The 14,160-nt window shown below is 43.0% G+C and carries 12 protein-coding genes; 10 read left to right on the top strand and 2 right to left on the bottom strand.

Translation table 11 applies throughout. The features are described from left to right. Positions 1-13 precede the first annotated feature (13 nt). The 4 genes from EAG18_RS02440 to EAG18_RS02425 all read left to right on the top strand — a co-directional run bounded on the left by EAG18_RS02440 (position 14) and on the right by EAG18_RS02425 (position 3,973). Positions 14-253: an acyl carrier protein gene (locus EAG18_RS02440; protein ID WP_125250823.1), complete on the top strand. Its 240-nt coding sequence runs from the start codon at positions 14-16 to the stop codon at positions 251-253. Beyond that, positions 240-1,487 (top strand): beta-ketoacyl synthase N-terminal-like domain-containing protein, encoded by a 1,248-nt coding sequence (locus tag EAG18_RS02435; RefSeq protein WP_125250822.1) that lies wholly within the window; start codon positions 240-242, stop codon positions 1,485-1,487. Before EAG18_RS02440 ends, EAG18_RS02435 begins: the two co-directional genes overlap by 14 nt. Before the next feature lie 305 nt (positions 1,488-1,792). Then, a complete protein-coding gene (fabD, locus tag EAG18_RS02430) occupies positions 1,793-2,911 on the top strand; it encodes an ACP S-malonyltransferase (RefSeq protein ID WP_275557210.1) in 1,119 nt (372 codons plus the stop codon). Positions 2,912-3,016: 105 nt separating this feature from the next. Continuing rightward, positions 3,017-3,973, top strand: a complete 957-nt coding sequence (locus tag EAG18_RS02425) for an acyltransferase domain-containing protein (RefSeq protein WP_125250820.1) — start codon at positions 3,017-3,019, stop codon at positions 3,971-3,973. Between the two features lie 76 nt (positions 3,974-4,049). Here the strand turns inward: EAG18_RS02425 and EAG18_RS02420 are convergent, their stop codons facing one another. Beyond that, positions 4,050-4,241: a hypothetical protein gene (locus EAG18_RS02420; RefSeq protein WP_125250819.1), complete on the bottom strand. Its 192-nt coding sequence runs from the start codon at positions 4,239-4,241 to the stop codon at positions 4,050-4,052. Positions 4,242-4,483: 242 nt separating this feature from the next. Next, positions 4,484-5,572, bottom strand: a complete 1,089-nt coding sequence (locus EAG18_RS02415) for a hypothetical protein (RefSeq protein WP_185745539.1) — start codon at positions 5,570-5,572, stop codon at positions 4,484-4,486. A gap of 344 nt (positions 5,573-5,916) precedes the next feature. Between EAG18_RS02415 and glmU the strand changes: the two genes are divergently transcribed. The 6 genes from glmU to EAG18_RS02385 all read left to right on the top strand — a co-directional run bounded on the left by glmU (position 5,917) and on the right by EAG18_RS02385 (position 13,910). Next, a complete protein-coding gene (gene glmU, locus EAG18_RS02410) occupies positions 5,917-7,275 on the top strand; it encodes a bifunctional UDP-N-acetylglucosamine diphosphorylase/glucosamine-1-phosphate N-acetyltransferase GlmU (protein ID WP_125250818.1) in 1,359 nt (452 codons plus the stop codon). Positions 7,276-7,429: 154 nt separating this feature from the next. Beyond that, positions 7,430-8,674, top strand: coding sequence for an HlyD family efflux transporter periplasmic adaptor subunit (locus EAG18_RS02405; protein WP_125250817.1), 1,245 nt, complete (start codon positions 7,430-7,432; stop codon positions 8,672-8,674). A gap of 17 nt (positions 8,675-8,691) precedes the next feature. Then, positions 8,692-10,836 (top strand): peptidase domain-containing ABC transporter, encoded by a 2,145-nt coding sequence (locus tag EAG18_RS02400; RefSeq protein ID WP_125250816.1) that lies wholly within the window; start codon positions 8,692-8,694, stop codon positions 10,834-10,836. A 128-nt stretch (positions 10,837-10,964) separates the two neighbouring features. After that, positions 10,965-12,107: a hypothetical protein gene (locus EAG18_RS02395; RefSeq protein WP_125250815.1), complete on the top strand. Its 1,143-nt coding sequence runs from the start codon at positions 10,965-10,967 to the stop codon at positions 12,105-12,107. A gap of 11 nt (positions 12,108-12,118) precedes the next feature. Beyond that, positions 12,119-13,156, top strand: a complete 1,038-nt coding sequence (locus EAG18_RS02390) for a histidine kinase (protein ID WP_125250814.1) — start codon at positions 12,119-12,121, stop codon at positions 13,154-13,156. After that, entirely contained in the window at positions 13,140-13,910 is a 771-nt protein-coding gene (locus EAG18_RS02385; RefSeq protein ID WP_125250813.1) for a LytTR family DNA-binding domain-containing protein, read from the top strand. Before EAG18_RS02390 ends, EAG18_RS02385 begins: the two co-directional genes overlap by 17 nt. Positions 13,911-14,160 lie beyond the last annotated feature (250 nt).

Genomic DNA, 14,160 nt, shown 5'->3' with positions numbered 1-14,160 from the left:
ATTGGAGATAAAAATGGAAAAGCAAGACATCTTTAATATCATTACCCGCAATCTAAGTGAAGTCATTCCTGATCTTGAAGGTCATCCATTTCAGCTCGCTGAGTCAATGCGTGATTTTGGTGCCAACTCAATAGATCGATCGGAAATTATTATGATGACCCTAGAGAAGCTGGGTATTAGCGTACCGTTGATTGAGTTGGCTAAAGCGCAAAGTATGGGGGATTTGGCGGGCATCCTACATGAAAAACTGTAGCCAAGAGTCGTTGATCATTACCGGTGTAGGGATCACGACTGCTGTTGGGCAAGGGAAACAGGCGGTAAGCGACGCACTCATTGCGGGCAAGCATAACTTTGCCGTGATGAAGCGCGCTGGCCGCCAGTATCCGAGCTCAACAAAGCAAACAAGTCAGTTTATCGGTGCTGAAATTGACGCTTTGTCGATTCCTGAGCATGTGTCTAAGTTTTCGTTGCGAAATATATCCTATAGCGCACAAGCGGTATTAGCGACGTTGAGTGAGGCTTGGCATGATGCGCAGCTAGATAAAGTCGACCCACACCGTATTGGCATCATTGTCGGAGGCTCAAATATCCAACAGCGTGAGCATGTCCTTATGCAGGATACTTATCGAGATAAGGTTCCTTTTGTGCGGCCAACTTATGCAATGTCTTACATGGACAGCGACATTTGTGGTTTATGTACAGAGGTATTTCCTATTAAGGGACTTGCCTACAGTCTTGGCGGCGCTTCTGCCAGTGGACAATTGGCAGTGATACAAGCATTAGAGGCTGTTAAATCTGGACAACTAGATGTGTGCATCGCTGTGGGGGCACTGATGGACTTGTCGTACTGGGAGTGTCAAGCCTTTCGCTCTTTAGGGGCGATGGGCTCCGACATGTTTGCTGACCAGCCCGAACTGGCGTTAAGGCCTTTTGATCAGCAACATAATGGCTTCTTATTTGGAGAGTCATGCGCTGTGGTGGTGATTGAAAAGGATAAAGTTCATAGGGATCGTCACATCACTCCGTATGGTCGCGTTGCCGGTTGGAGTCACGCTGTCGATGGTAATCGTAATCCTAACCCCTCATATGAGGGCGAAGTAAAGGTGATTCAGGAGGCATTAAAAAGAGCGGATCTATCGGCGAGGGATATCGACTATGTAAACCCGCATGGGACAGGGTCAATTGTTGGAGATGAAACCGAGCTTAGGGCGCTCAGTCATTGTCAGTTGGAGCACGCGCATATCAATACCACTAAGTCTTTGTTAGGGCATGGGTTGAGTGCGGCTGGCACAACCGAGCTGGTGGCAACCTTGTTGCAGATGTCTGCTGCGAAATTACATCCATCAAGGAACTTAGATGAGCCGATCTCAGAGAGTTTTAATTGGGTAAGAGCGCAGAGTGTATCGCATCAAATAAAGAATGCGCTGAAGATGAGTATGGGGTTTGGTGGTTTAAATACAGCCGTTTGTCTACAGGCGTATAATTAACCTAAGTTGCGGATAATTAATGCCTTTTTGGCAGCTGGTTTTAGCGCTAACTGCGTTGAATGCACTTCCAATAGCCTGCTATTGGTACGTAAATTCGCCCTAGTTTCCCAAGCGCTCTCTGGCTAGGCCAGGAAAAACTAAGTTGTGCTGTAGCAACAATGAGTTGGAGCATTGCTTATCCAAACCTCAAGTTAATTAAGCGAAATAATATTAAAATTATATTAAAAACAAAAGATTAAGTAATTATTTAGCCGAAACTAATTGAGTTAATCATGTTGCGACGCAGGTCGCATGGGGAGAAATTTATGAAGGCAATTGTTTTTCCTGGTCAGGGATCACAAGTAAAAGGAATGGGGGAAACCTTATTCGATGAATATCCAGATCTTACAAAAATTGCTGATGATATTCTTGGATATTCAATCAAAGCGCTATGTTTACAAGACCCAAATAAAGAACTAAACAAAACACAGTTCACGCAAGTGGCAATCTACGTCGTGAACGCGCTGTCTTATTATAAATATATTGATGAGGGAGGCGAACAACCTGACTTTTTTGCAGGCCACAGTTTAGGTGAATTCAACGCTTTACTTGCTGCTGGCTCGTTTTCGTTTGAGACAGGGCTACGATTAGTGAAAAAGCGAGGCGAATTGATGAGCCAAGCTGCGGGTGGTGGCATGGCTGCTATCTTAAATATTGAAAAAGAAAAGATAGAGCAAATGTTGAGTGATAATAAGCTCGATAAAATCGAAGTGGCTAATCACAACACCCTCACGCAGTCAGTGATCTCTGGTGATACTAAACAATTAGCGCAGGCTCAGACATTGTTTGAAACAGGGAATGCGATGTATGTACCGCTCAATACCAGTGGTGCATTTCACTCCCGTTTTATGGTTGATGCACAACAAGCCTTCACCAACTATGTGGCAGATTTTCAGCTCTCTGTGCCTAAAATCCCGATTATTGCCAATGTATCTGCGAGGCAATATCAGCAAGACAATGTAGTGACGAATATTACGACGCAAATTAGTAGCGCAGTAAAGTGGTTTGATTCAGTGAAGTATATGATAGACCAAGGAGTGACTGACTTTATTGAGCTTGGACACAATCCTGTTTTAACCAACATCATAGGTAAAATTAAACGTGAGCTAGGCGTTGAGAACAAACCGGCACCAGCAAAACCTCATGTGACACCGTTGCAAAATGTAGCGATTGAAAAGCGTGCTGATGTAGCAAAAGCTGCGCGAGATAAAGTGGCACAGTGGAACAATAGCCATGCGGTCGGTGCCGTTGTGAAGTCTACCTTAGCGAGTTATGACGAGTTGACGACACGTACACCGGCTGTGGTGCTTTTTGGTCATAGGGCAGTGGTGTACATGCAAGGATACAATGGTTATTTCAGTCTTGATGAGCTTATGGCCAGTTGATGGCTTACCTCACTACGCTTGATGATCTGGCAGCGAGAGCAGTATTACCCATCCAAAGCGCGGGGGCATTAAGCGTAGCAGGTACATGTAGGAGCAATGTAAAAAATGAAAAAAACAGTTTTTATGTTTTCTGGACAGGGCTCGCAATATTTCCAGATGGGGAGAGAGCTATATCATACCCATCCAAGGTTTAAACTTTGGATGGATTATTGCGACGAGCAGGTTCTGGCAATGACTGGGAGCTCTTTTATCGAGCAATTATATGATGAAGAAAATCTACTGAGTATGCCATTTGAGCAAATCGTTCATACCAACCCTGCGCTCATCGCTATTCAATTTAGTTTATCTAAAATATTAATTGAAGCGGGCATAAAACCAGACTTATTAATTGGCTATAGTCTAGGTGAGATAGTCAGTGCCATCGTTTCAGGAGTGATGTCATTAGAAGAGGGGTTGAAGTTATCAATTGACTTAGCCAACGTTGCGGATAATAACGCCGAAAAAGCGCGAATGATGGCAATTATAAGCACGCGTGAAGAATTAGCCGCACACCACGACAAACTAGGATCCGTTTGGGTGAGTGGACAAAACTTTGCCCGTAGCTTGGTTGTGAGTGGTACAAAGGAGAACATCGAATCACTGCAAGGTTACTTTGGTGAGCATCGCATCGTATGCCAGATTTTAGCTGTGCAGTATGGCTTCCACAGCCCACTGATTGACAACTTGGAAACGCCATTTAAAGCCGCAGCTAGCAGCATTTTTTATCAAAAACCGAACATCCCTTGTGTGTCCTCATTCACACAATCGGAGTTAGATACACCCTGTGAAGCGCATTATTGGGGGGTGATCCGCGAACCCGTCGATTTCCAACAAACCATTGAACAACTGCTAAAACGCGGCACCTATACTTTTATTGATCTTGGTCCAAGCGGCACCTTAGCGACTTTTGTGAAATACATTTTGCCACAGCATAGTGCGTCAGAAGTGCATGCGGTGATAAATCAATTTGGAAAAGATATGCAGGGAGTAGATACACTCAAGCGGCAATTGCAAGTCGCGTGAGGCAGCAGTGCAATACAGTCAAAATAAGGCATAGGTGTATTTTGACTGTATAGTGGTGAGTGTGCAGAGATGGAGGTTATTGAGCAATAGCATGCAGTGCAGCTTCACTATCAGCAATGAGTACATGTTCATTTAGCTCATTAAGAAATAGCTTCTCGATTTCATAGAAGTCGATGTGGATCCCTTCTTGAATATCAGCGTGACCCAAATTATAACCTTTTTCAAAGGCCCATTTTATAAGCTCAACATTATAGTTTTTGTTCATCATCACATTCATCCTAGTTTGTTGTTCTGTTGGAGTTGGTTAAATATTGCCATATTTGTAATAAGGATAAACTGTCAGAAGTCACAGATCAGAGAAGCGTATTACTAAATTAAGCAATACTTTAAATATATACAATGCTCTTATGGTTTGTGATTACTTACTATTTATTATTTTGAGCATGTTATTTTATCGGACAATGCTGTGAGCTAAGGTGCTCACAGCGGGTTCAGTTAATTAGCCGACGCTCAGGTTGCTTGGCTGGTTGCTCTCGTTTCTAGATACTCAACAACAGTCGCCATGGCATTATTGACAGCGTCATGATCCTGCCAATCGATATTATCCCAGTCGATACCTATATCTAATGTGGTCACATCAGAAGTGAGAAGGGTTTTAAGGGTATTTGCAGACTGTATTGCTTTAAACTTAAAAGCTTTTTTAGCTTTTGTTGGCGTTTTTTTACCACTGAGTAGCTGCTTTATTTCTTGATTGATTTGCTTTTTATCAGTGATATTAAGAACCGATTTATCGTGTTTACTGCGATACTCAGCTTCGACGCTTAACACCACCTTTTTTACTTTGACAAACGATAAGCTCAGACCTGATTGAAACGCCTCTAACACGCATGGGTAGCGAGTTAATACATTATAATTGTCAAATGCCCCCATGGAGATACCTAGGTTTGAAGCTGTCTCTTTAACAGTAAGCTTTTTCATTCCTATCTTTAGGCGTGCATTATTAAAGGAATCGATTTCCATCATGGCACTTAAGAAGGCCTGTAGTTTACCATATTGAGGTAAATCTTCTCGGCTGGCGTTTTCTTGGAATTGTTTGACCTTAGTGAGAAGCGGCTTGTTGTCATAAATCTTGAACTGTGAGCTGCTCCCTAAGCCATTGGCATAAACTAATGCAAAAAAGCGTCGGTGCCCCGTAAGCACCTGATATTTTCCATCTTCTAGTGGATATATTGTTGGTACTTGAATGAGCTCTGATACGGAAATGTTGTTGCCAAGTTCAATAATAGATTCAATGGTTTGGTTGGCTTTTTTCCATTCGTGACTGCCGTATTTTAGGCAGTTGATTATACATGACTTACCTATAAGTACGCGGTCCTCACCATAATAGATATTCATCAAGTCTTTTTTGGATAATTTACGATTTACAAATTGCTTTGCATGTTCGTCATCAATAAAAACACAAGGAAAAAAGCGCGCATTAGTTGGATCAGGAATAACTGAGCTAAGAAAAACGGATTGATAGTTAAAAGATTGAGAATGTAACTTTTCTTGGCTATTCAAGCTACTTAAAATCAACTGCTCTTCTTGTGACAAAGCCATATTATAAAAACCCTAGTGATAAAGAAATGGAGATAGGAGTGCCTGTGTATTTTGCAGATAGGAAACTAGCATAAAAACTCAGGTAAGACCATTGCTTAGAATGTGCTTTGTGTACGACTAACTATAGCGAGCGAGTACTTAAAAAATACGTCTCGCAAATTAGGTACTTTACTTACCTTTCCCCCTTTTCCTCGCTACAATACGTCTCAATGTGTATCAAGTAAGCACTTGTTGTCTGCTAACATCGATAAAGTATTGCGGTGCACATCGAAGTGACCGGATTAAAGACAAGAGAGTTGAGTGGTACGTTTGTTTTCTGACACAAGAAAAAGGATCCTGTGTTCATGCCGTTAAATACAATTATTCTTGCTGCGGGTAAAGGTACTCGTATGCGCTCTAAATTACCGAAAGTTCTGCACCCGATTGCGGGCAAGCCAATGGTGCAGCATGTTATTGATAATGCTGTTTCACTGGGGGCACACTCGACAAATTTGGTGTTTGGTCATGGTGCTGAGCAATTACAAGCTGCCCTTGCACATAATCAAGTTAACTGGGTGCATCAAGCAGAGCAGCTAGGTACCGGTCATGCGGTTGCCGTTGCAAAAGAGCACATTGCTGATGATGATAAAGTATTGATTTTATACGGTGATGTTCCACTGACAAAAAAAAGCACCTTACAAAGATTGCTTGATGTCACACCTGACAATGGTCTTGCCGTGTTGACTGTGGACTTGGCAAACCCCACAGGGTATGGGCGCATGCTGAGAGAAAATGGTAAGTTGGTTGGCATCGTGGAGCAAAAAGATGCGTCAGACGAGCAGCTAGCGATCACTGAAATTAATACAGGGATCATGGCCGCTAACGGCAAGTTGTTGAAAAAGTGGCTTGGGCAATTATCGAACAACAATGCACAGGGCGAATACTACTTAACTGACATTGTTGCTATGGCACATTCTGAAGGCGTAGAGATCGCCTCAGCACAGCCCGACGATAAAATGGAAGTTGAAGGGGCAAACAACCGCGTTCAACTAGCGGCATTGGAGCGCGCCTACCAAGCTTGGCAAGCGACAACATTGATGCTGAATGGCGCAAGCCTTGCGGATCCTGCGCGCATTGATGTACGGGGCCAGGTAACGACGGGAGAAGACGTACAAATTGACGTAAATGTTGTCTTTGAAGGTCGTGTTGAGCTTGGTGATGATGTAGTGATCGGTCCCAATTGCGTACTTAAAAACTGTAAAATTGGCAATAATGTTGTGATTAAAGCCAATACACTTATCGAAGATGCGCAAGTAGCCGATAAATGTACCTTAGGGCCATTTGCACGGCTTCGCCCAGGTGCAATAATGGAGGAAGATTCGCATATTGGTAACTTTGTTGAGATGAAAAAATCTCGTTTGGGCAAAGGTTCAAAGGCCAATCATTTAACCTACCTTGGCGATGCTGATGTTGGTGAAAAAGTAAATATTGGCGCCGGTACCATTACTTGTAACTATGACGGTGTTAATAAATCCAAAACCATCATTGGTGATAATGCGTTTATTGGCTCTAACTCCTCGTTAGTAGCACCCGTGGAAATTGGCAGTACCGCCACAATTGGTGCAGGCTCTGTGATCACCGCAACAGTCAAAGAGAAACAGTTAGCGGTTGCCAGAGGTAAGCAACGTAATATGGATGGCTGGAAGCGCCCAAAGAAAAAGTAATTTAATCCGCACTATCATAGAGATAGGATTAAATTATCAGTGAAAACAATAAGGCAAGCGTGACTTGCCTTATTTCATTCCTTTCTGTAACCACTCGTGGTACATTGTATTTTCAATAAAAAAATATTAACAATAATATTACCCGATAAGTGCTATGGAAAATTTATTTCGCCGCGAGGTGTTAGAGCATAAACAGCACCGCTTAGAGGGCACGATCAGCTTAGTTCAACCACCTGTTTTTAAAACACTTGGATTGCTTATTTTAGCGGTGGTTATTTTGAGTCTCGTGTTTTTGTCAAACGGTAGCTATACCAGAAAGGAAAGTGTATCTGGCGTGATTGAGCCCAGTGGAGGGCTGCTGCGTGTTGGTGCGATGCAACAAGGGGTGGTCTCAGAAGTACTGGTCAAAGAAGGTGAAAAGGTCGTTGCTGGGCAGCCGCTACTGCGTATCGCCTCGGCAAAGCACAGCACTGAAGCAACCGAGTTAAACCAAGCTTTACTCAATCAATATCGCTTTCAACAACAAAATTTACTTCAGCAAATTGAGCAACTGCGTGAGCAATATCAATTAGATATAGCAGAGTTGCGCCAGCAAGAGAACACGGCAAAAGAAAAACTAAAAGAGCTTGAAAGCCAAGCGAGTACCTTTCAAGAGCGGTTGTTGCTTAATCAAGAGTTAGTCACCCAAATCGCTACCCTTAAAGGGACGGGTTATATCTCCGAACTTGAGTTACAGCGTCAAAAAGACACCTTGCTGTCATTAAAGCAACAGTCTTCTTCGATCCGCTCTGAACGTATTGCGCTTGAGTCGCAACTGAAAAACATTAGCAACCAATTGGCTAAACTACCGATTGAGCATCAGAATCGAATTTCCCAACTACAATCTCAGCAAGCTGATTTACTTATTCAAATCTCTTCTATCGAACAAGCGCGACTCGGTGAGATCCGAGCAACTCAAGCAGGAGTGGTAACAGGGTTACTGGCAAAGCTGGGTAAAAATGTGTCAATGGGGCAGCACTTACTGACTATTATTCCCGAGCATAGTGACATGCAAGCGATAGTCTATATTCCAACATCGGCGTTTGGTTTTATCAAAGCAGGGCAAGAAACTAAGCTTAGGTATCATGCGTTCCCTTATGAAAAGTTTGGTATTTATAAGGGTAAGATAGTTGAGCTGAGCAATAGTGTTATTTTACCAGAAGAAACCAATATGCCGGGTATTATTCAAGAGCCTGCCTATCGGGTAGTGATTGCGCTTAACGAGCAAGCGGTTAAGGCTTATGGCAAAGACACGGCTTTGCGAGCAGGGATGACATTAGATGCTGATATTGTGGTGGAAGAGCGGTCATTGTTGCGTTGGTTGTTTGATCCCGTGTTTAGTATTAAAGGCCAGTTATAAGTAGTAGAAGGGTTGATATGGAAATGGAACATGAAGGCGCAGCCAGTAAATTAGAGTTTTGGTCTCGAAAATCTTTACCAGTGATCATCCAGTCTGAGGCTGCTGAATGTGGCCTGGCGAGCCTTGCAATGGTCGCTGGGTATCATGGTCATCACACTGACTTAACACGCCTTAGACAACGCTTTAGCATTTCAATAGAAGGCTGTACGCTGCTTGATATTATGCACTTTGCTGAAAAGCTACATTTAACTTCACGGCCACTGCGAATTGAACTAGAAGATCTTGATGCTTTACAAGCGCCAGCCATTTTACATTGGGATATGAATCATTTTGTGGTGCTCAAAAAAGCAAATGAAAAGCGCATCGTGATACATGACCCTGCCGGTGGTGAAAAAACTTACACCATGGAAGAAGCTTCGAAGCATTTTACCGGTGTTGCGCTTGAGCTTACCCCAACAAAAGAGTTTGAAAAGAAAGAGAAAAAAGCAAGTCTAAGGTTTTCTGATTTTTGGAGCCGGATCACTGGACTGAAGCGCTCTTTGCTGCTGATTTTTATGCTGTCTATTTTGTTGCAAGTGTTTACGCTCGCAGCACCGTATTATATTCAGTTGGTGATTGATGATGTTATTCTCACCGGAGATACCTCGCTGCTCACAGTACTTGCCGTTGGCTTTTTCTTGGTGCTAGTGTTTGAAATCGCGACGAATGCACTGCGAGGTTTTACATTACTGCATTTCGGTAACCAAATGAATATTCAATTGGGTGCCAATCTGTTTCATCACCTAGTGCGATTACCTATTTCCTACTTTGAAAAGCGTCATATGGGAGATGTGGTTTCTCGATTTAGCTCATTACAACAGGTCAAACAGTTACTTACCACCGGGGTGATAGAAGCCATTATCGATGGCTTAATGGCAGTGATCACATTGGCGATGATTTTCTTTTATAGTCCGATGTTATCCGCCGTTGTACTAGTCGCTGTAATTGCCTATGCCGCAATCCGGATAGCCATGTATAAGCCGTTTCGTAATATTAGCGAGCAGGAGATCATGGCGCGCGCAGAAGAAAACTCAAACTTCATGGAAACGGTACGCGGGATCCAAACCATCAAGTTATTTGGCTCTGAGGTAAAACGAGAAGGGCAATGGCAAAACCGCTATGCCAGTGCAATTAATCATAATATACGTCTGGGTAACTTTAAAATTGGCTATGATGCTATCAACCGGGCATTGTTTGGGATTGAAAATATCATTGTTGTTTACCTTGCCGCACATTTGGTGATTGCTGGTGGGTTTAGTACAGGGATGCTATTTGCTTTTATGTCGTATAAACGCCAATTTATGGATAAAACCGCAAACCTTATTGAGAAGTTAATTGAGTTTAAGATGCTTGGTTTGCACTTCGACCGTATTGCTGACATTGCACTAACCGACAAAGAAGAGTTACAGCCAGATCAGTATCGAAAACTGAATATTGAAGGCAAAATCGAGGTGAAAAATGTCTCATTTTCCTATTCGGATGCAACGCCAAACGTCATTGATAAACTAAATTTAACGGTTCATGCGGGGGAGTCAGTGGCAATCACTGGGCCTTCAGGCTGTGGTAAGTCGACATTACTCAAGCTGATGCTTGGATTGAATAAGCCCTCAAGCGGTGAAATAGTGGTTGATGGTGTGCCACTGAGTCAAATCGGTGCAAGACAATATCGCCAACAAATAGCTGCGGTGATGCAAGATGATGAGCTGTTATCAGGCACAGTTGCAGACAATATCGCCTTTTTTGATTCCCCAATTAATATGGAAAAGGTAGTGCACTGTGCTCAACTTGCCGCAATTCATGACGATATTAGTGAAATGCCAATGGGTTATGACAGCTTGATTGGTGATATGGGGTCGAGTTTATCTGGCGGTCAAAAGCAGCGGATCATTCTCGCTCGCGCCTTATATAAAGATCCAAAAATTTTATTTATGGACGAGGCCACAAGTCATCTAGATACTGGACTGGAAGAAGATATTAATGATGCCGTCTCGCGCTTGAAAATCACTCGGGTGATCATCGCACACCGCAAGGAAACCATTGCCTCGGCAGATAGAGAGATAAAGCTGAAAAAACCTGAGCACCATGAGGATGAGGGGCACACCTCAACGACCGACTCTGAATAATGCGAGCGCCATGCTCGCTTTATCTTGCTTGGTAACCATTTATCCGAGTTATTGCCCTTTCGTCGGTTAGATCACAAATACACCTGCTACAGCGTTATTTTACCTCCATCAACTTGGAGGTAATAACGATGTATATATACCAACGATGCTTTTTTCTGATACTAACGCTTAGTTTACTAAATCCGGCTTTTGCTGGCTCACAGCTTAATACTGCGTTAAGAGCCCAGCAGCAATTTAGTCAGGCCGATCATAGTCAATTCTTTAAAACGACAGATGCTCATTTATCGTTTGCTGCTTTAGACTTGGATTATGAAGCGGGCGGTGTGAGGGTGGCGACCACCTTTAGTATGACTAAACAGCAGCGTACTGAAACAAAATTTACGATTTCAGAAGCTTATTACGACTTCTCGTTAGCTCAGTGGTTTGGCTCTGTAGGTAAAAAGAAAGTCGATTGGGGAGTAGGTTATGGTTTTCGTCCTTTGGACCTGTTTTCGCCGACTAAGTCCCTCGCGCTGTATACAGCGGTTCCTCCAGGTAGTTATGTAGTGACTGGAGATTATTTTACACAGCGCGGTAATGTCAGTTTATTATGTAATGAAAGCAAGCGGTTATATTTAGACAAGGGGCGAGCCACAACATCATCGTTAGGTTGTGGCGGTCGATATTACCATTATTTTGATAATGTTGAATCTCAGTTTATCGCGCATTTTGACCGTCGTATGGGGTGGCGAGTTGGAGGAAGTGCAGTTACTGTGTTGCGTGAGGCAACCGCTTTATATGGCTCGTTATTGTGGCAATCTCGTTATCAATCTCCGACATTTAAACGTGGATTGAATAACGCGTGGACACAAACTACTTGGCATGAAAATAGTTTGCAGGCACTGATTGGGGTAAATCACAGCATGATGGCTGGGGTGAACATCATTGCAGAGTACTGGTTTGATGGCCGTGCACCAAAGCAACATCAATGGCGTCAAGTCTTGGAGATGGGAAGTGCCTCACTACGAGGCCACTATGCAACACAAAACTTGTTTCAACATAATTTGATGCTGCATGTGCGAGGCCATGATAAATCTTGGCAACCGAGTTTTACGGCAGTGCTCAACCCCCAAGATAGCAGTATGTTTATCGATGGTAAGTTATGTTACTCTCAAATTCAGGGACGTCAGTTCTGCGCCGGTGCTCGCCGTTATTTGGGAAGCGCGCTTAGTATTTATGGTCAATTAGGTCAGCAGCAGGTGGCTTATTTGAGCCTTGAGATAAAATTATAATAACAATCATTATGTTGGGATCATCATTGTCGGTAAATTTACTGCGTCGTCATGGCCTGTTATTTACTATTTGCTGCATGATAGGTGTGCTTATCTACCTAATGGGGTGGTCAGCGTATTTATCAATTAGCTTATTCGTTTCTGTTGGGATTGGTTTTACAATCCGGTTAACACGTTATTGGTTAAGTAAAAACTATACCAATATGCCTCTATCTGTACAGTTTGTCAGCGCTATCTTTATCGCCCTTGCTTTGTGGGGAAGCGCGCCTTTATTAATGGGATGGGCACAAACTGTTTATCAACATAATTTGCGCCAATACATAGGCATAGTGGCTATGGGAGGCTTTTTTACTGTGGTGATTAGTTTTGTTTATTACCGCACTGAGCAAACCATGGCACTGAAAAAAGCGCTATTGCAAGCTGAGCTTGACCAAGCAAAACATGAAAAGGTGCTCGCTGAGACTGAGCTTAAGCTATTACAGTCACAAATGGAGCCACATTTTTTATTTAATACTCTTGCCACCATTCAAGCGCTGATAGATATCGATCCTAAACAAGCCAATGATATGCTCAATGCCTTGACTGCGTTACTTAGGCAAAGTCTTACTCATGCTCGCCGTGCTTGGGTCTCACTTGAAGATGAGCTGGCATTTATCAGGGCATATTTAGCAATTCAAGCGGTGCGGCTTGGCGAGCGACTGGATACTGAGATAACCGTTGCCGACAGTGTCTCTTTAGCAACACAATTTCCTCCCATGTTATTGCAGCCTTTGATTGAAAATGCGGTGATCCATGGTATTGAGCAACTACCGTATGGAGGAAAAATAACCATACGTTTGCTATCCCAAGACAGTACACGTCTACTCATCGTTATCGAAAATAGTATGCTTGCTGAGGGGAGTCAAAAGTCGGGCAACGGAGTAGCGCTCGATAATATAAAAAGTAGGTTACAGCAGATTTATCAAGGAAGTGGCCATATCGACATTTCACAACAACAAGAAACATTTTTGGTAAAACTGGAGGTACCTTTCAATGGCTCAGCAGTATAAAGCCGTTATTGCCGATGACGAAGCGATCTTACGCGCGCATTTACAAGCAAAATTAGCAGAAACTTGGCCTGAACTTAATATCATTGCGCAAGCTGCTAACGGTGAGGAGGCGCTGGCTCTTAGCGAAACACTACAACCGGACGTGTTATTTCTCGATATTAATATGCCAGCAAAAACTGGTTTAGAAGTGGCAGCTTTGATTAATCAGCAAGTTACGCACCGGCCGCTTATTGTGTTTGTGACCGCTTATGATGAGTATGCTATTTCAGCATTTGAACATCAAGCATTAGACTACGTACTTAAGCCCATCAGTAATGACAGGCTACTAAAGACCATCGAACGAATAAAACAGCGGCTATTGCAAGCAAGCTCGCAACAGGTGCAGCTCCAACAGTTGTTGGCCTCATTAACGCCGCAAACAGCGAACGATAATTTGCAATGGATCCGCGCCAATAAAGGTGGCTCGATACACATGCTAGATATTAATGCCGTGGATTATTTTATTGCCGATAATAAATATACGGAAGTGTCGAGTGCCGGTGAGAAGTATTTGATAAAGACACCGATCAGCGAATTAGAAACCCGCTTAGCAGCGGAGCACTTTTGGCGGATCCACCGCAATTGTATTGTTAGGGTAAGCCAAATTGATAAGGTCGAAAGAGACGAGTTAGGTCATGTACATGTGCACCTAAAAAATGAACCCACGCAGCTGGCAGTGAGCCGAAAATATCAAAGCTTATTTAAACAAATGTGAGCAAACACCCTGTTAATACCAATTTGACTTAATACTTGTTCAATTTGAAGGAGTAAATCTGACGCTAACAGCGTTAAAAATTTCTCATTTAGAACAACTAAATAGCAAAATTTTTGCCTGGTTATCGACAAGATTTTCTCGCCTCAAAATAGACCACTTAATTAAGCAAATTGGTATAACATGTGCCAACCTCGGTTTGGCACTGCTTCTTCTCTAGTGATTATACGGCCGAACCTAAGTGTCTAGCTTG

The organism is Pseudoalteromonas sp. J010 (assembly GCF_003934235.1).
GTDB classification, from domain to species: Bacteria; Pseudomonadota; Gammaproteobacteria; order Enterobacterales; family Alteromonadaceae; genus Pseudoalteromonas; species Pseudoalteromonas peptidolytica.
Note: the sequence above shows the minus strand (reverse complement) of the source record. Positions and strands in the feature narration are given on the sequence as shown.

What these genes read in the sequence shown, in the direction of transcription:
- EAG18_RS02435 (WP_125250822.1), top strand. Translation starts at nt 240, where the DNA reads ATGAAAAACTGTAGCCAAGAGTCGTTGATCATTACCGGTGTAGGGATC.
- EAG18_RS02405 (WP_125250817.1), top strand. Translation starts at nt 7,430, where the DNA reads ATGGAAAATTTATTTCGCCGCGAGGTGTTAGAGCATAAACAGCACCGC.
- EAG18_RS02425 (WP_125250820.1), top strand. Translation starts at nt 3,017, where the DNA reads ATGAAAAAAACAGTTTTTATGTTTTCTGGACAGGGCTCGCAATATTTC.
- fabD (WP_275557210.1), top strand. Translation starts at nt 1,793, where the DNA reads ATGAAGGCAATTGTTTTTCCTGGTCAGGGATCACAAGTAAAAGGAATG.
- EAG18_RS02440 (WP_125250823.1), top strand. Translation starts at nt 14, where the DNA reads ATGGAAAAGCAAGACATCTTTAATATCATTACCCGCAATCTAAGTGAA.
- EAG18_RS02420 (WP_125250819.1), bottom strand. Translation starts at nt 4,241, where the DNA reads ATGATGAACAAAAACTATAATGTTGAGCTTATAAAATGGGCCTTTGAA.
- EAG18_RS02395 (WP_125250815.1), top strand. Translation starts at nt 10,965, where the DNA reads ATGTATATATACCAACGATGCTTTTTTCTGATACTAACGCTTAGTTTA.
- EAG18_RS02400 (WP_125250816.1), top strand. Translation starts at nt 8,692, where the DNA reads ATGGAAATGGAACATGAAGGCGCAGCCAGTAAATTAGAGTTTTGGTCT.
- EAG18_RS02415 (WP_185745539.1), bottom strand. Translation starts at nt 5,572, where the DNA reads ATGGCTTTGTCACAAGAAGAGCAGTTGATTTTAAGTAGCTTGAATAGC.
- EAG18_RS02390 (WP_125250814.1), top strand. Translation starts at nt 12,119, where the DNA reads ATGTTGGGATCATCATTGTCGGTAAATTTACTGCGTCGTCATGGCCTG.
- EAG18_RS02385 (WP_125250813.1), top strand. Translation starts at nt 13,140, where the DNA reads ATGGCTCAGCAGTATAAAGCCGTTATTGCCGATGACGAAGCGATCTTA.
- glmU (WP_125250818.1), top strand. Translation starts at nt 5,917, where the DNA reads ATGCCGTTAAATACAATTATTCTTGCTGCGGGTAAAGGTACTCGTATG.